General features: G+C 59.8%; 14 protein-coding genes. 5 read left to right on the plus strand and 9 right to left on the minus strand.

All coding sequences use genetic code 11. The features are described 5' to 3' along the window. The first annotated feature begins 126 nt into the window (after positions 1–126). The 3 genes from FH08_RS0140250 to FH08_RS0140260 all read left to right on the plus strand — a co-directional run bounded on the left by FH08_RS0140250 (position 127) and on the right by FH08_RS0140260 (position 2,222). A complete protein-coding gene (locus tag FH08_RS0140250; RefSeq protein WP_031363772.1) occupies positions 127–852 on the plus strand; it encodes a haloacid dehalogenase type II in 726 nt (241 codons plus the stop codon). 104 nt (positions 853–956) lie between these two features. Next, the gene (locus tag FH08_RS0140255) at positions 957–1,682 is read left to right on the plus strand and encodes a haloacid dehalogenase type II (RefSeq protein WP_031363773.1); all 726 of its coding nucleotides are present in this window, start codon (positions 957–959) and stop codon (positions 1,680–1,682) included. A gap of 45 nt (positions 1,683–1,727) precedes the next feature. After that, positions 1,728–2,222: an Lrp/AsnC family transcriptional regulator gene (locus FH08_RS0140260; protein WP_031363774.1), complete on the plus strand. Its 495-nt coding sequence runs from the start codon at positions 1,728–1,730 to the stop codon at positions 2,220–2,222. A 57-nt stretch (positions 2,223–2,279) separates the two neighbouring features. On the opposite strand, the gene FH08_RS0140265 is transcribed toward FH08_RS0140260, so the two are convergent. From FH08_RS0140265 to FH08_RS0140275, 3 genes are all read right to left on the minus strand, one after another. After that, complete coding sequence (locus FH08_RS0140265) at positions 2,280–3,674, minus strand: aspartate aminotransferase family protein (protein WP_031363775.1); 1,395 nt, start codon at positions 3,672–3,674, stop codon at positions 2,280–2,282. A 127-nt stretch (positions 3,675–3,801) separates the two neighbouring features. Continuing rightward, entirely contained in the window at positions 3,802–5,370 is a 1,569-nt protein-coding gene (locus FH08_RS0140270; RefSeq protein WP_031363776.1) for a PucR family transcriptional regulator, read from the minus strand. Between the two features lie 27 nt (positions 5,371–5,397). Further along, positions 5,398–6,714 carry an MFS transporter gene (locus tag FH08_RS0140275; protein ID WP_051888907.1) on the minus strand — a complete coding sequence of 439 codons (1,317 nt, stop codon included), beginning with the start codon at positions 6,712–6,714 and terminating at the stop codon, positions 5,398–5,400. Between the two features lie 335 nt (positions 6,715–7,049). Between FH08_RS0140275 and FH08_RS0140280 the strand changes: the two genes are divergently transcribed. Continuing rightward, on the plus strand, positions 7,050–8,657 hold the full coding sequence (locus FH08_RS0140280; RefSeq protein WP_031363778.1) for an amidohydrolase family protein: 1,608 nt from the start codon (positions 7,050–7,052) through the stop codon (positions 8,655–8,657). 2 nt (positions 8,658–8,659) lie between these two features. Beyond that, positions 8,660–9,670, plus strand: a complete 1,011-nt coding sequence (locus FH08_RS0140285) for a CobW family GTP-binding protein (RefSeq protein WP_035568473.1) — start codon at positions 8,660–8,662, stop codon at positions 9,668–9,670. A 6-nt stretch (positions 9,671–9,676) separates the two neighbouring features. Here FH08_RS0140285 and FH08_RS0140290 read toward each other — a convergent pair whose 3' ends face one another. The 6 genes from FH08_RS0140290 to FH08_RS0140315 all read right to left on the minus strand — a co-directional run bounded on the left by FH08_RS0140290 (position 9,677) and on the right by FH08_RS0140315 (position 16,384). Continuing rightward, on the minus strand, positions 9,677–10,795 hold the full coding sequence (locus tag FH08_RS0140290) for an LLM class flavin-dependent oxidoreductase (protein WP_031363780.1): 1,119 nt from the start codon (positions 10,793–10,795) through the stop codon (positions 9,677–9,679). After that, positions 10,792–12,024: an acyl-CoA dehydrogenase family protein gene (locus FH08_RS0140295; RefSeq protein WP_035568474.1), complete on the minus strand. Its 1,233-nt coding sequence runs from the start codon at positions 12,022–12,024 to the stop codon at positions 10,792–10,794. Before FH08_RS0140295 ends, FH08_RS0140290 begins: the two co-directional genes overlap by 4 nt. Before the next feature lie 24 nt (positions 12,025–12,048). After that, positions 12,049–12,984 carry an ABC transporter substrate-binding protein gene (locus FH08_RS0140300; RefSeq protein ID WP_031363782.1) on the minus strand — a complete coding sequence of 312 codons (936 nt, stop codon included), beginning with the start codon at positions 12,982–12,984 and terminating at the stop codon, positions 12,049–12,051. A gap of 126 nt (positions 12,985–13,110) precedes the next feature. After that, a complete protein-coding gene (locus FH08_RS0140305) occupies positions 13,111–14,700 on the minus strand; it encodes a rhodanese homology domain-containing protein (protein ID WP_031363783.1) in 1,590 nt (529 codons plus the stop codon). Then, positions 14,697–15,293, minus strand: coding sequence for a cysteine dioxygenase (locus FH08_RS0140310; protein WP_031363784.1), 597 nt, complete (start codon positions 15,291–15,293; stop codon positions 14,697–14,699). Before FH08_RS0140310 ends, FH08_RS0140305 begins: the two co-directional genes overlap by 4 nt. Positions 15,294–15,307: 14 nt before the next feature. Continuing rightward, positions 15,308–16,384 carry an LLM class flavin-dependent oxidoreductase gene (locus tag FH08_RS0140315; protein WP_031363785.1) on the minus strand — a complete coding sequence of 359 codons (1,077 nt, stop codon included), beginning with the start codon at positions 16,382–16,384 and terminating at the stop codon, positions 15,308–15,310. Positions 16,385–16,503 lie beyond the last annotated feature (119 nt).

Below are 16,503 nucleotides of genomic sequence, written 5' to 3' on the forward strand. Positions count from 1 at the left end.
GAATCTGCCGCCTAGCCGCTATCGCACGAAACCACGTGCTGCTGCTGATCTCGACATCAGTAACGGCTGCTGCCACGAGTCAATACACTGTGGTCTCATCCTGTGAACAACTGAGGGCAAATTGTTATGAAACTCACTGACTTCGATACGCTGACGTTTGACTGCTATGGGACCTTGATCGATTGGGAGACCGGGATCTTCCAAGGCCTGCGTCCCCTTCTTGAGCGTGTCAAGCAGCCGCTGACACGCGATCAGGTTCTTGAGGCTCATGCACGCCACGAATCCTCGCAGCAGAAATACACACCTGCCAAGCGGTATCAGGACCTGCTGCCTATCGTGTACAAACGGCTGGCCGAAGAATGGCAGGTGCCGTTCACGCTGGCCGACTGCGTAGCGTACGGTAAGTCAGTGCAGAACTGGCCGGCTTTCGAAGATTCGGCAGACGCCCTGCGGTACCTCAAGCAGCATTACAAGCTCGTTATCCTGTCGAACATCGACAACGAAAGCTTTACCTACAGCAATGCAAAACTGCAGGTCGAGTTCGACGCGATCATCACGGCTGAAGACGTTGGTTCGTACAAGCCATCGCCGCGTAATTTCGAATACATGCTGGACAAGCTTGGTGAGCGTGGGATCAAGAAGGACAAAATCCTGCATACCGCCGAGAGCCTGTTTCACGATCACAAGCCGGCAAACGAATGTGGCCTGGCATCGTGCTGGATTTATCGCCGTCACGAGCAAGAAGGCTTCGGTGCGACAATGAATCCGGGTCAGCAGCCCAAGGTGGACTTCCGCTTTAACAACATGGCGGGCCTCGTGAAAGCGCATCAGGAAGCCTTGCTGCAAAAGTAACGTCTTTATAGTGCCTGCCGCCCGGGCGATTCGAACTCGCAAGATGTTGCGCGGCAGGTCGCGGGCCGCGCTCTCAAATGCGATTTATTTTCCAGGAGGTTCAAGTGCGACTCACAGATTTCAAGGCGCTCACCTTCGATTGTTACGGCACGCTGATCGACTGGGAACGCGGCATAACGGCGGGTCTCATGCCTCTGATCCAACGCGTCGAGAAGCCGTTGACGCGTGACGAGGTGCTCGAGGCGCATGCGCGTCACGAGTCATCTCAGCAGCGCTACACGCCGGAGATGCCCTACAGGGAGTTGCTCGCTGTCGTCTTCAAACGACTCGCAGAGGAATGGGGCGTTCCTTATACGATCGAAGAGTCTTCTACATATGGTCGATCAGTGGGACAGTGGCCCGCGTTCCCCGACTCCGCGAGTACGCTTCAATATCTCAAGAAGTACTTCAAGCTGATCATCCTGTCCAACGTTGACAATGAAAGTTTCGCGGGCAGCAACGCGATGCTACAAGTAGACTTCGACGCGGTCATTACGGCGGAAGATGTCGGCTCCTATAAGCCGTCTCATAGAAACTTCGATTACATGCTTGATATCCTTCCGTCGCTAGGCGTGCGCAAGGAAGAGACGCTGCACATTGCAGACAGCATATTCCACGATCACGAACCAGCGGCCAGGCTCGGCATAAAATCCTGCTGGATCTACCGCCGGTTCGAGCAGCGGGGCTTCGGCGCCACCATGCGCACGGTCAGTGAGCCGTCGGTCGAGTTCAAGTTCACGAGCATGGCGCAACTGGTGAAGGCGCACCACGAAGAGCTAAGCAAAGGGTGACCGGATAGACCCGCCTGAAAAAATCACCGGAAGCGAGAGCACGATATGACCACTCGACAGAAACTGGATCGGATCGACATCAAGATCCTGGCGGAACTGCAGAAGAACGGCAATATAACGAACGCAAACCTGGCCAATGCAGTCGGGCTATCGCCCAGTCCATGCCTTCAGCGCGTCAAACGGCTCGAGTCGTCGGGCATCATCTCCGGATACGGCGTGCATCTCAATCTTGCCAAGCTGACGACTACGGTGACGGTGTTCACCGAGGTGATGCTGCAAGACCATCGACGTGAGGATTTCATCCGGTTCGAAGCGAATGTCCGCGAGATCGACGAGATCATCGAATGTCACTTGGTCAGCGGAGGGTATGACTATTTGCTGAAGTTTCTGGTCGGCAATATAGGCCACTATCAGGAGGTAGTGGAAAGGCTGCTGGATCTCAACCTCGGCATTGAGAAGTACTTCAGCTACATCGTGATCAGGTCGCCATTCGTGAAGCACGCCGCGCCGTTGGACAGACTGCTGACGGACGAACAATGAAGTCCGTCACGTCGAGAATCAATCGCAGCGCGCCAGCGTAAAAGACAGCGGGTTGGCTCAAGCGGTGGCTTTGCTGCGCAATGCCGCTCGCACATCGGCGTGTTCGAGCAGGTCGTCGAGCGTCTTCGTGACACGCTCGAACATCAGCGCGAAGTCGTCTCGCGTATAGCAGAGTGCGGGCGCAAAACCGAGGATGTTGTCGCCGAACGCGCGGAATATGATCTTGTTCTTGTAGGCGGTCTCGAAGAGACGTTCAGGCAGCTTGAGCGACGCATCGAATCCCTTGCGGGTATCTTTGTCCGACACCAGTTCGAGCGCGCCGAGCAAGCCGATATGACGCGCGTCGCCCACGAGTGGATGGGTCAGCAACGCGTCGAGCCCGTTCGCGAAGTGCGGCGCTTGTGCGATGCCGTTCGCCAGTAGACCGCCCTCGTGATAGAGGCGCATGACTTCGAGTCCGATCGCGGCGCTGACCGGGTGCGCGGAATACGTCTGGCCGTGGCCGATCGCCACCGACTTGTCCGCGCCGTCCGCTATGCCTTGATAAACCGCGTCGGACATCAGCACAGCACCCATTGGCGCGTAGCCGGCGGTCAGGCCTTTGGCGACCGTCATCAGGTCCGGTTCAACACTTTCCGTCTCGCACGCGAAGAGGGGGCCTGTGCGGCCGAACGCGGTGATCACTTCGTCAGCTACGAACAGGATGTCCAGCTTGCGGCAAGCCTGGCTCATCGCCTTGAGCCATCCGACAGGCGGGACGATGACACCACCCGAACCTTGCACCGGCTCGCAGAAGAATGCCGCGACGTTCTCGGCGCCGAGCTGGGCTACCTTCGCTTCGAGTGCGGCGACTGAAGCCGCGATGATCGCCTGCGGATCATCAGGCGTCGCGCTGCGGTAAGGGTAAGGCGATGGAATATGGTGCTGAGTAGGTAAGGGTACGTCGAAGTTGCGATGAAAGCTCGCAATCGCAGTCAGGCCAGCGCCGATAGCCGATGACCCGTGATAACCCCGTTCGAGCGCGATGATGTGCTTTTTCGACGGACGGTTCGTCGCGTTGTAGTAGTGCGTGATGAACCGGATTGCCGAGTCCACCGCATCGGAGCCGCCGAGTGTGAAATAGACGTGTTGCAGGGACTTGGGAGCCTTGCTGACGAGCTGCTCCGCAAGTTCGATCGCCGGTTCCGAGCCGAAATGAAAATAGCCGGTGGCATAGGGCAGGCGGGTCATCTGTTCAGATGCGGCTTTGACGATACTGTCCTGACCATAGCCGACATTGACGCACCACAACCCGGCGAAGGCATCCAGCAGTTCGTTGCCGTTTGCGTCGCGCAGGTAAGCGCCCCGGCCGGATTCGAGAATGGTGACGCCGCGCGCTTCATGGGCGCGATAACTGACGACCGGGTGGATCAGATGCTTGCGGTCGGCTTCGGTGAGTGACTGGATCGACATGGAGGTGACCTTGTTTCGAAAGTGCTTGATTGATGAGCCGATGCTACGCAAATAGCTGAACCGGTTTCTCAGATTAAAGCGTGAAACGTGATGGCGGTCATCCTACGAAGCGTATGAAAAAACTCCGCTAGTCTTCTCGAAGACGAGACAGCGCCACCGCAACCTGCAACTGAAATCGCATCTTTGGATCTTCGAGTGACAGCTTCAGTATGCTTTCGATGCGCTCGACGCGATAACGCAACGTGCTGATATGAATGCCCAGCGCCTTCGCCGTGTTGGCGAGCTGGAACCCCTCGTCCGCTAGCGTGCACAGTGTTTCCAGCAGCGATTCCCCGCGCCGTTTCTCCGAGAGAGGACCGATCAGTCGCTCGACAAGGAGATCGCGAGCATTCGGGTCGCCCATCAACGCTCGAGGGAAGAGAATTTCGTCGAATTGATGCAGGCGTCCAGGGCGTAACGTGGGCACAAGCGCGTCCACGTCTTGCGCTCCCACTGCCATCCCTTTCACGCCGGTGTGAATCCGGCTGATCGCCATGGCGGCGCGTTTATCTGACAAGGCTTCCCACAATGATGACGCCGATGCGTCTTCCGGGACAATAAACTTGATCTGGTTCAGCCATATCGCAATGAGTTCGGGGAGCTTTCTTGCACGCAACTGGCGCTTCAGTGAAGCGATCCAGCGCTCGCGTCGTTCGAGCCCTTCCGACGTCAGCGGAATCGGTTCATCGAGCAGAACCAGGCACACGCGATACGCTTTTGAATCGCTCCAGCCACATACTCGGGCGCGTTCGAGGGCACCGGCTGTCGCTGAAAATTCGCCGTCGAGAAGGCCGGCAACGAGCGCATACCCGAGGCGATCTTCCTGTTGGGCGAGTTGCCGCTGGTGCATCATGTGCAGCGCTGCCACGACGCTCGCATGTTCTATCGCGCGCGCATCGAGCTCCTGGGTTTCGTTACCTGCAAGATCCAGCCAGATGAGTGCGACGACGGTATCGTGCAGACGGACGGGGAAGACGATGCGATGCTGCACCGCTGCCTCTGTCGCGAACGCCACCACGAGCGGCCGTTGCATCCCTGCGAGGTCGACAGGCAGCGAGCCACCCTGCACCGCGCTAACGAATTGAGGTTCGAGCAGTGTGAGCGCTTCAACGGTATCCGATCCACCCAGGATGTCCCCGGCCGGATCGGTGAATGTCACGAAGCGCCCGAGCAGGCTGGTCAGCGCGGCCGCGATGTCGGACAGGTTTGTCGCAGAGACAGCCGCATTAGTAAGCGCCCGGTGCAGCTTTTCGGACCGCTGGATTATGTCGCCCTGGAAGTTGATGATCTTCGCGAGTATCTCGTGAGTGACCTCGCTGAAGGGAACATCCCAGGGCAGTTCGAGAAGCGGCAGGCCGACCCGGTTGGATTCTTCAAGCGCTTCAGGCGGGAAGTGTTCGCGAAAGTGGGGCACGGCGAGGACGACGCCCGCAAGCCCCACCTTGCTGAGGTTCCTGACCAGCTCTCTCGAGGCAACCTCGTCGCTTGGCCAGTTGTACCCAGTCGTCAGCAACAGTTCGCCGGGTTTCACCCATTGGGCTATGTCGGGATGGTCGACCATGTGAACCCACGTGATCTCCCGGTCCAGCATGTGCGAACCCGCCACCACTTCGGCGTCGCGTAATATCGTCTCCCTGATCGCGGTATCGAGTTTCATTTTGTTCCGTTAATGCAGCGTGATGCGCTAGCAGGGCACTGCGATGTCGGGTGATCTGCTGGCGACAGGTTGCCGGTAGCCCAACAATACGCCGAGCAGGCTGAAAGCGGCCGCGAACATCACATAGAACGCGGGCGCCATTGCCGTGCCGGTCTTGGCGATCAGCCAGGTCAGAATCAGCGAGGCGAAGCCGCCGAACGTCATGACCGCGAGGTTGTACGCCACGGACAAGCCCGTCGACAATACTTTCGTCGGAAACGTTTCGGAGAGCGCGGCGAGAATCGGACCCGTGTAGATCGCAATCAGCACGCCAAATACGGCCTGAAAGATGCATAGCGTGGCAAGCGACGGGGATGACACGATCATTGCGAACATCGGCCACGCGAGCAGGAGCATGGCTGCCGCGGAACACGCCAGGAGCCATTTCCGGCCGATCTTGTCGGACCACCAGCCCGTGATTGGCGAGCAAACCGTAATCACCACGCCACCCACCATCGCGGCAATGAAGGAAGCCGACTGCTGCAGCTTGAGCACCTTGACCGAGAACGTCGGCATGTAGAAGAGGATCACATAGATGCACACGGTCCACAGCACGACCATTGCGAAGCTCGCGAACGTCTGCCGCGGATAGTCGCGTAGCACGTCGACAAGCGGAGTCTTGGACTTGTCAGTGGCATTGAGAAAGACCGGCGTTTCCTCAAGGTTGCGACGGATGAAAAACCCGATCGGTCCGATCAGCAAACCGGAGAGAAACGGAATTCTCCATCCCCAGCTTTCGACATCCTGCACCGACAGTCCGAGCGTGATACCTGTGCCGAAACATGCCCCGAGCAGCACGGCGAAGCCGATGCTCGTCTGGATCCAGCTTGAGTAGTAGGCTTTCTTTCCCTTCGGAGCGTGTTCGGTCAGGAACGCGGTTGCCGTGCCCATTTCCCCGCCGGCGGAAAATCCCTGCAACAGCCGTGCAACCACAATCAGGCAAGGCGCGGCGACGCCGATCTGCGAGTACGTTGGGGCAAGGCCGATCAGCGCGGTGCCCGCGCACATCAATAGAATGGTCAGTGACAGTGCCGCCTTGCGGCCGGCCCGATCCGCGTAAATGCCGATCAGAATGCCGCCGAACGGACGGACCAGAAAGCCGACGCCGAAGGTTGCAACGGACAGCATCAACGAACTCAGGTCGTTGCCGGTAGGGAAAAAAAGCTTGGCGATAGTAATGGCAAAAAAGCCGTACACCATGAAGTCGAACCATTCGAAGCCATTGCCCAGTACGGTCGCAACAATGGCGCGTCGCCGGATTGCCCGGACCTCGTCGTAGGTTGCCGTCAGATCTACCGTGTTCATCTCCACTCCTGATGCATGCGTGTGACTTCGTCCATGAGGTCGAACGCGCGGAATGTCCGTGCGCTCCCTGTTAGTCATTGGACTCAGCCACAATTCGCACAACTACCCTCAAAACAACGCAATGAACACGGTCGGATTTGTATCAAACATAGAATAAGCGCCAGGAAAAAGGAAACTTTCTTGTGTGTTTTGTATGTTTGATAGGTATCGCCTGATTTTTTGAATTCCTACCCTATGTGCGGGAAGAAAGTCTTCTGACATAGCATTCGAAAATCAGCCGCTCGCTGCGATCAGGGTTTAACTGCTTGCGTCCGTGGCGGAAACCGGGAGGAACAATGACGACGCCAAACATCACTGTTGAAGTCGGCGAAGAAATGGTTGCGGGCTTTGCAAGGAAGGGGCTCGGCCAAGTTCGTCCGTCCTCGTCGCGAGACCGTGGCGACGGCCCGTTTCGCAGGCTGGTCTTGCGCGGCGCAACGGTTATCGACGGCACCGGTGCGCCCCCTTGGGGACCCGCCGATATCGTCATTGAAGGCGACCGGATCACGGAAATTGCAGCCGTAGGCGTGCCCGGACTTCCTATTAACGGCCAACGCCGGCCTGCCGTGGGCGACCACGAGATCGACTGCACGGGCAAGTTCGTGACGCCGGGATTCATTGACTGTCACGCACATATCGGCACCCCGTTTCATGCGGAAAACGGCGAGATGATGCCCGCGGATTACGTGTACAAGCTTTGGCTTGCCCATGGTGTGACGTCGGTGCGCGAGGCAGGCTGCATGAACGGCCTCGCATGGACCTGTGAGCAGAAGGCCGCGGCCGACGCCAATCGCATTGCGGCGCCGCACCTGTACCCGTACGTCTATTTTCCGGCGGTCAACGACTACCTCAAGACAATCTACAGTCCCGAAGAAGGGCGGCAATGGCTGAGAAGAGTCAGTGAGAAAGGCGCAAAGGGCGTGAAGTTTTTCGGGGCGCCGCCGGCGATCATGCAAGCGGCTCTGGACGAGTGCAAGCTGCTCGGGTTGCGCACGTGTTGCCATCATGCGCAGCTCTCGGTAGGCCGGATGAACGCGCTCAAGACCGCGCAATGGGGGCTGACAAGCACCGAGCACGCGTATGGCTTGCCGGAGGCGCTGTTCGAAGGCAGGACGCTGCAAACGATTGGAGACGACTACAACTATAACGACGAGTACCTGAGATTCTCAACGGCCGGCCAGACGTTCCTCCAGGCGGCGAAGCCTGGGAGTCAGAAGTGGAATGACGTGCTGGATGCATTCCTGGCCGTTGGCCATACCTTCGTCCCCACGATGAACGTGTATGACGGCAACCGGGATCTCATGCGTGCGCGCAGGGCTGAATGGCACGATGCGTATACCGACAACACCACGTGGAAATATTTTCAGCCGCAGCGCGGCGGTCACGGTGCTTATTTCTATCGGTGGTCGGTCACGAACGAAGTCGAGTGGCGCGAGAGCTTTCGTCTCCTGATGCAGTTCCTCAACGAGTACAAGAACAGGGGCGGGCGCGTATGTCCGGGCAGCGACTCAGGATTCATGTTCCAGATCTACGGGTTCGGTTATGTCCGGGAACTCGAACTGTTTCAGGAGGCAGGATTTTCGCCGCTGGAAGTGTTGCGCGCGGCTACGGCTCAATCTGCCGAATTGCTGGGCATAGAAGACGAGACCGGCACGCTCGAAGTCGGTCGCTGTGCGGACATTCTCGTGCATGACCAGAACCCTTTGACCGATTTCAAGTTGCTTTACGGAACCGGCGCCTTGCGGCTGAACGACGAGTCGCGCTCCCTGGAACAAAAGCGCTCGATCGAACTGACCATCAAAGGCGGTGTGGTGTTTGCGGCCGAGGCGCTATTAGCAGATGTACGCGCGATGGTATCGGCTACCTGGCCTGATGATGAGACACCGTTCGGACGAAAGGCATGAATATGGCCTGCACGCAATTTGTCATCCTCGCCGGAATTCTGGGAAGCGGCAAGACGTCGTTGCTCGAAGCGTTGCTTGACGCGGGTAGCGGTGCATCGACAGCCGTGATCGTGAACGAGGTGGGTGCGATCAACATCGATGGGGCAGTGCTTTCGGAGTCGGCCCGTGGCATGACGATGGCAACCCTCAGCAACGGTTGCGTATGTTGTTCACTGACTGATGATCTGGTAACGACAGTTGAAGAGCTGGTCGCCTTGCGCTCGGAGGAGGGCAAAGAGCCTTTTGAGCGCATAGTTCTGGAATGCAGCGGGTTGTCGCGGCCTGGGGCCGTCATGCGTTCGCTGGAACAGCTCGCGAAGTTTCGGTTCCGGCTGCATATCGTGGCTACTTACGACTGTAGCCGCCCGCCGCTCGACAGCGATTTCGAAGATGCCTCCGCGCAGCTTACCGCCGCGCATACAGTGGTGCTGACCAAGATCGATCTTGTCAGTGCTGAGCGGCGCGCGCAGGCACGCGGTGTGGTTGCGGGCGTCAATCCGTTGGCGCGTATTGTCGATGAGTTTTCTTCATCGATCCGGGCGCGCGAGGCCTTTGCTGAGGTGGATACCTCGGTGTCACCGCGGATCGTGGTCAGTGAACCAACGCGCGTCGGGGAGGCCTTGCTCCATCCTCGCGTTCGCGTGTTCCGCGCCCGGTTTACGCAGAAACCAAACTGGGAAGATGTTCTTGAGTGGCTCGAAAATATCACCGGTATGACCGGTGATCGACTGCTGCGCATGAAGGCGATCGTCGCCGGCCCTCATGGCTCCGAGCGCGTTTTGCTTCAGAGCGTAGGAACGACATTTGCCGCGCCCAGACGCCTTGCGTCGACATCGTTTGATGACCTTGCAGCGGTCTTTATTGTTCGCGATTGCGCGATGGTGGAATTGCAACAGGTCGAAGGCGCTTTGGGCGTAACGTGGACGGCGCTGCAGCGGGAGTTGCCCGATGTCAGTGCCGTTCACGTCGCCTGATTTTCTTCAGTCCTGGACCGCTTCGAGTTCCTTCGAGTTCGCTTTGCTATCTTCATGCGCGACTGCCGCGTGCACCAGCGGTAACAGATCGCGGCCATAACCCAATGCATCTTCGAGCGGATCAAAACCACGGATCAGGAACGTCGAGATGCCCAAACGGTAATACTCGATCAAAGCTTCCGTCACTTGTTCGGGCGTGCCGACCAGCGACGTGGAGTTGCCCGCCGCTTTTGTCAGCGCGGTGATGCCCGTCCACAGGCGCTTGTCCACCACGGTACCCTTTGCCGCTTCGGCAAGCAGACGCTGTGCACCGACATTCTTGGGTTCGGTCGGTCGACGTGTAAAGTTAGGATTGCTTTTCACCACCTCTGTTGCTCGCGCGAGGATCGATTCTGCGCGTGCCCATGCTGCATCTTCTGTTGAAGCGATGATCGGGCGCAGCGACAGGCTGAAGCGGATTGCGTTCTCACGGCCATACGGTTTGGCGGCGGCGCGCACCCGGGCGATGGTCTCGGCGACCTGCTGCAGCGACTCGCCCCACAGCGCGAATACGTCGGCATGCTTGCCCGCGACCTGGATTGCCGCTTCCGACGAACCGCCGAAATACACCGGCAGATGCGGCTTCTGTACCGGACGAACCAGCGACCGGTGACTCTTCACGCGATAGAACGCACCTTCGTGATCGAACGGCGTTTCGCTTGTCCATGACCGCTTCACGACATCGAGATATTCATCGGTGCGCTTGTAGCGGTCGTCGTGCTCGAGGAAGTCACCGTCGCGTTGTTGTTCGGTATCGTCGCCGCCGGAAATGATGTGCACGGCGGTGCGGCCCGCGCTGAAGTGATCGAGCGTGGCAAGTTGACGGGCGGCGAGCGTGGGCGCGACAAAGCCCGGCCGATGCGCAAGCAGGATACCCAGACGCTTCGTCTGTTGCGCGACGAACGACGCTATCTGGAAGCCGTCCGGCGACGCACTTGAATGAGCGATCAGCACGCGATCGAAACCACCGTATTCATGCGCTTGCGCGACCGCGGCAATGTACGGCGGATTGACCGCGGGTCCTTGCGGCAAGTGGATTTCACTTGATTCCTGATGGCTCACATAGCCGATGAATTCAACGCTCATAGTGGTGCTCCCTGAAGAGAAGATTTGGCTTGGTGCGAGGCGAACCCGGTGCGTCCGAATGCGCTGAGCAGTGCGTCGTTTTGCGGCGTATGAATGCGCGAGCACAGCACGTCGCGATGATGGCGTTCGAGCGCATTGTTGCGGCTCAGCCCCGGATTGCCGCTTGCTTCGACCGCGAGTTCAACGGCGGTGATCGCGTTCTGCGTCACGAGGTATTTGATGGCCGGTGCTTCATGCAACGGAATGTTGCCGTGCGAGCCGGCGTCCAGCAACACACGGTTGTTGAGCAGCAATGCATCGATACGGCCAAGCGTCTGCTGGAAACTGCCCAGGCTCGACAGCGGCGCACCCAGGTTGGCGGGTTTGCGATCCGTGCCCCATGATGCAAACCAGTCGCGCGCAGACCGGGCGACGGCGTCGTAGATCGACGAAAGCAGCACGTTCATCCACAGCGTGGTGAGCGGGTCCATGCCGCTCGCAGCGATCTCCGGAGAATTCAGGTCGACGGCATGAGCGGCAGGAACACGTACGTTCTCGAAGATCACTTCGTGACTGCCGGTTGCACGCATGCCGAGGTGATTCCACGGCTCGCCGAACCGAATGCCGGGTGTGTCGCGGTGCACAAGGAACGTCCCGACCCGCGGCGAAGTCTCGTCCGTGCGGCCCCAAACTGCGAACCATGTCAGGCCCGGACTGCCGGTCGAATAGATCTTGCTGCCGTTGAGAATCCACGCGTCGCCGCTATCGGTCAGACGACCGATCGTGCCGGGCAAACCGCCGCGCGAGGGCGAACCCAACTCGGGCTCAACACGCAGCGAGTTGATGAGCGCGCCGTTTTCCACGGCATCGCGCGCTACCTGTTCTTTCAACGCTTGCGGCCAGTTTGGATTGGCCTGCAGGCGCAGATGATAAAGACACTGCATCACGAGGATCAGTGCCGTCGACGGTTCGCCGCGTGCAACCGCGCGTACCACCTTCAGGACTTGCGGGAGCGTCGCTTGCCGGCCGCCGAGCGTCTGCGGTACCGTCAACGCGAGCAAGCCGGCGCTTCTCAAACAGGCGAGATTATCGTGGGGAAAGATCGCATCACGATCCAGCGCTCCGGCGCTCGCCGAGAAATCCTGAGTGAGCGCGGCGAGCCATTGGTCGGCGGCAGCGCTGTCGAGATCGGCGAGGGCGTCGAGCGCAATCGGGTCCTGCAGGGCAGCGGGTGGATGCCGTACGGTCATCGGAAGGTCCGTTATCTACGAGTGTTAATGCGCGGTGAACTGGGCGTCGAAACTCGGTGTTACGTCGAGCGTCGTCTTGATCACGCCCGCTCGAACGTAGAGGTCGGCGGTGCGTTGCTGCTCGGCGATCACCTTGCTGTCGATCGTGATGGGCTTTAATTGCGCGCGCTGATAGACGACCTTCAGCACATCGGCCGGCAGGTGCGTGACGCGTGACTGGATAGCCGCGACCTCGTCGGGATGCGACAGCGCCCATTGTTGACCGGCCGCTACGCGACGCACGAAGTCATCGATTTGCGCGCGCTTCGCCTTGAGCGACTCATCGGTCGCGGCCTGGAAGCTGAGTCCCGATGAAAGTCCCACACCATTCGCCACGCTGCGGTTGTTATCGCGCAATTCACCGAGCGCGACATACGGGTCCCATGTGGACCATGCATCGACGTTGCCCGACTCGAGCGCTGACTTGGCATCCGCGGGTTGCATGAACTCGAGCGTCACATCGGAGAGCTTGATGCCGGCACGCTCCAGCGTCGCGATGGCCAGGAAATGGCCGATGGAACCGCGCGTAGTCGCTATGCGTTTGCCTTTCAGATCGGCAGCGCTTTTGATGGGGGATCCGGCGGGCACGAGAATCGCGAGGTCGACCGGTTGCGAGCGGGTGGCCGCTACCGCGCGTACCCGCGCTCCGGCGGCGTAAGCAAAGATCAGCGGGGCGTCGCCGAGACCGCCTATATCGATTGCGCCTGCATTCAAGGCCTCGCCGAGCGGTTGCGCAGCGGGGAAATTGAACCACTCGATCTGGTACGGCACGTCTTTCAACTGACCGGATGCTTCGAGAATGCCGCGTGTCTGCAACTGCTGGTCACCGACTTTCAGAACGGTTTCGGCGACCGAAGCAAGAGGACGCAGCGCGACGAATGCAGTCAGCGCGGCAATCAACAGGAGGCTGCGTCGTTTCATGAATCATCCATGCAGGAAAAAACATTCACGATACGATTCGCCGCGGCATTAGACAAACGCGTTGTTCTGCTTTGCTAATCGCCGGAGTTGGAATGACGCGGATAGGGACGTGTCAGACCTTTGACTTTAAATTACGAAGAAACCATGCGTGCCGTCACGTTCGAGTTGCGCGACGAGCCCGTACTCCCACTCAAGGTAGGCGTTCATTGCTTCGTGCGGCGCGTCGGTGCCTTCATACGGACGCCGATACCGGTCGATTCTCGGCGAAGCCAGGTGCGTTTCGCCCTTGGCAAGCGGCAAGCCTGCCGCGGTCCATGCAGCGGTGCCGCCTTCTAGCAACAGGACAGGCTTCGATGTGAGCGCCGCCACTTCCGGTCCGGCGAACGCGGCAAGCGCGCTTGATCCGCACGTGACCACATATTGTTTCGCGTCCGGCAGCGCGGGCAGGTCGAGCGCAAGCCGCGAGCGCACGGTCCACCATGCGCCGGGAATGTGGCCCTTCACATGGTTGGCGCTCGCCGTGAAGTCGAGCACGATGGTCTGGCTAGCGGGATCATCGAGCAGGGCGGCGAGGTCGTTCGCGGTGATCGTGGGCGTGGCTGCGGGCAGTGGTTTTGCGGCACGCCACGGGCCTCGTTCGATCAGGTCGGTGCCGGTTGTATCATCGATTACATACACGTCGATGTTCATCTGCGCGAGCCATGACGCCGTCATGTTGGCGCGTACGCCGTCGTCATCGAAGAGGACCACGCGGGCGCCGCGAACCGGCGCGAACATCTCCGTTTCCTGCACGAGCTGGCCGCCCGGCGCGCCTTGAAAACCCGTTGCATGCGCGAGTTCGTATTCGGCCGGCGTGCGGACATCGAAGCGATACGTCGTGCGTTCCACGTCTTCCGCCCAGCCTTGCGCCTCCGTGAACGTCGTGCGTTTCACGCCCGCGCGATCGGCTACGGACCGGGCTGATTCACGCGAAGCGGTGTCGGCACGGCCGTCGTCGGTGGCGAACTGCCGGGCGCTGCCATAGGCAAGTGACTGGCCCGCAAGCAGCCAGCCGATCGTGCCGTTACGCAACGCGGCCACCGGGTTCGGAATCCCGGCATTCACCAGCGACTGCGTGCCGATGATGCTGCGCGTACGCCCTGCGCAATTCACGATTACGCGTGTCTTGGGATCGGGCGCGAGTGCACGGGCACGCAGCACAAGTTCAGCGCCCGGCACGCTGATGCTGCCGGGGATGTTCATCGTCTGATATTCGTCGTAGCGGCGCGCGTCCAGCACGACCACGTCCTCGCCGCTTTTCAGCAACGCATCGACTGCTTCCGCCGATAACGCCGGCGTATGCCGCTTCGCTTCCACGAACTCGCCGAACGCCTTGCTGGGTACATTGACATCGCGGAACACTTCGCCGCCTGCACTTTCCCAGCCTTTCAGGCCGCCTTCGAACAACGCAACATCGGTATAGCCGAGTTCTTCGAACCGTCGTGCGGCGGGTTCCGCGAGACCTTCGCCGTCATCGAGCAAAACGATCGGCACGCTCTTGCGCGGCAGCTTCGTCAAGGCGTCGAGTTCGATCTTCGATAACGACAGGTTCGCTGCAAACAAGGGGTGACGCTGCGCGTGCGGATCTTCTTCGCGGACATCGAGGAAAGCAATCTCGCGCTTTGAAAGCAGGGCGTCGCGCACGTCGTTGAAGCTGCGCTGGGGGATGGCGCTCATGAGTCGAGTCTTTCCTTCGAGAGGTTCCAGAGGTTGGGGAGCGTGTCGTTCGTATAGCCGGAGACGAAGGGCTTCGGCGGACCGTCAAGGGGATAGACGTGCCGCGAGACACCGCCGATATTCGCACCGTACACATGAATGCTGATGGAAACACGGTCGTCGAATGCGTTGCTCACGCGATGAATATCGCCGATGGACGGCGACACCGCCGCTACTGCGCCTCGTTCGAGCAACTGGTCTTCACCCGATGTAACGAGCGTTCCGTGGTCGTTGCGTGCATACGAGCGCGCGACTTCCGCGCCCCGTAATACGCCGACGAGACCCCACACCGTGTGGTCGTGAACGGGCGTTTGCTGACCCGGTCCCCATACGAAGCTGACGACCGAGAAGCGTTGACGCGCATCGGCGTAGAGCAGGAATTGTTGATAGCGATCAGGCGACGGTTTCGCATAGGCATCGGGTAGCCAGTCGTCTTCGGCTATCAGCTTGCTGAGCGCAACCGCACCTTGTTCGAGCACGTGAGTTTCGGAAGAATTTTGATCGACGAGTTGCGCAATCTCGCTGATGAATCCGCGCAGTTTTTCATGGCTCATCGCTTATTCCAGCTTCACGCGGCGTGCGCTATTTGCGAGGTCAGTTCACGCGCGGCCGGGATCAACTCGCGGCCGTAATCGAGCGCGTCTTCCAGCGGATCGAAGCCGCGAATCAGGAAGGTGGTCACGCCGAGCGCGTGATATTCGGCCAGCGTCTCGGCCACTTGCGACGGCGTGCCGACGAGCGCGGTCGAATTCGAGCGGCCGCCGATCTCCTTTGCCACGCCGGTCCACAGGCGATCGTCTGCACGTACGCCATCGCCTGCTGCAGCCAGCAGGCGGCGCGCGCCCTCACTTTGTTGCGGCGTCGCTTCACCGAGACCTTGCTCGGCACGAAGCCGCCGCGTTTCAGCAAGAATATGTTCGGCGCGATCCCAAGCGGCCTTTTCGGTTGCTGCAAGGATTGGGCGGAACGATACGGAGAAGCGCACGTTGCGCCCATGTTTTGCCGCTTCGGCGCGAATGCGGGTGACCTGTTCGCGCACCTGTTCCTTCGATTCGCCCCACAGCGCGTAGACGTCGGCGTGCTTGCCCGCGACTTCGATAGCCGGTGACGATGCGCCGCCGAAATAGATCGGCACGTACGGGGCTTGCTTCGGCTTCACTTCGGAGAAAGCTTTTTCGAAGCGGTAATAGCGGCCTTCGTGATCGAAGGGTTCGGATTCGGTCCACACGCGTCGCAGGATCTGCAGATATTCGTCGGTGCGGGCGTAGCGTTCATCGTGCGAGAGGAAGTCGCCGTCGCGGCGTTGCTCGACGTCGCTGCCGCCCGAGATGAAGTGGACCGCGAGGCGGCCGCCGCTTAGCTGATCGAGCGTGGCGAGCTGGCGTGCGGCCAGGGTTGGCGCGACGAATCCGGGGCGATGCGCGAGCATGAAGTGGATGCGCTGCGTGACGCCGGCCGCGTAAGCGACGGTCAGCATGGCGTCGGGGCTGGTCGACTGATAGGGCACGAGAACGCGGTCGAAGCCGGCTTTCTCGTGCGCCTGGGCGAAGTCGCGGAGGTAGTCGATATCGATTGCCGGACCACGCGCCAGATACGTCTCCGACACTTTTTGCTGCTGGAGCATGCCGATGAATTCGACGCTCACGAAAGACGCTCCTCGTTTGATTCACACTGTCAGGCAGTGCGTGAAGAGACGCCTCAGGACGCTGCCGATAGCTCTAAAGGCTAACATCGGCTGATGCAGATCTTAAATATCAAAACGAG

This window comes from Caballeronia sordidicola, from assembly GCF_000729995.1.
Taxonomy (GTDB): domain Bacteria; phylum Pseudomonadota; class Gammaproteobacteria; order Burkholderiales; family Burkholderiaceae; genus Caballeronia; species Caballeronia sordidicola_A.

What these genes read in the sequence shown, in the direction of transcription:
- FH08_RS0140250 (WP_031363772.1), top strand. Translation starts at nt 127, where the DNA reads ATGAAACTCACTGACTTCGATACGCTGACGTTTGACTGCTATGGGACC.
- FH08_RS0140260 (WP_031363774.1), top strand. Translation starts at nt 1,728, where the DNA reads ATGACCACTCGACAGAAACTGGATCGGATCGACATCAAGATCCTGGCG.
- FH08_RS0140305 (WP_031363783.1), bottom strand. Translation starts at nt 14,700, where the DNA reads ATGAGCGCCATCCCCCAGCGCAGCTTCAACGACGTGCGCGACGCCCTG.
- FH08_RS0140295 (WP_035568474.1), bottom strand. Translation starts at nt 12,024, where the DNA reads ATGACCGTACGGCATCCACCCGCTGCCCTGCAGGACCCGATTGCGCTC.
- FH08_RS0140275 (WP_051888907.1), bottom strand. Translation starts at nt 6,714, where the DNA reads ATGAACACGGTAGATCTGACGGCAACCTACGACGAGGTCCGGGCAATC.
- FH08_RS0140270 (WP_031363776.1), bottom strand. Translation starts at nt 5,370, where the DNA reads ATGAAACTCGATACCGCGATCAGGGAGACGATATTACGCGACGCCGAA.
- FH08_RS0140285 (WP_035568473.1), top strand. Translation starts at nt 8,660, where the DNA reads ATGGCCTGCACGCAATTTGTCATCCTCGCCGGAATTCTGGGAAGCGGC.
- FH08_RS0140265 (WP_031363775.1), bottom strand. Translation starts at nt 3,674, where the DNA reads ATGTCGATCCAGTCACTCACCGAAGCCGACCGCAAGCATCTGATCCAC.
- FH08_RS0140290 (WP_031363780.1), bottom strand. Translation starts at nt 10,795, where the DNA reads ATGAGCGTTGAATTCATCGGCTATGTGAGCCATCAGGAATCAAGTGAA.
- FH08_RS0140300 (WP_031363782.1), bottom strand. Translation starts at nt 12,984, where the DNA reads ATGAAACGACGCAGCCTCCTGTTGATTGCCGCGCTGACTGCATTCGTC.
- FH08_RS0140310 (WP_031363784.1), bottom strand. Translation starts at nt 15,293, where the DNA reads ATGAGCCATGAAAAACTGCGCGGATTCATCAGCGAGATTGCGCAACTC.
- FH08_RS0140280 (WP_031363778.1), top strand. Translation starts at nt 7,050, where the DNA reads ATGACGACGCCAAACATCACTGTTGAAGTCGGCGAAGAAATGGTTGCG.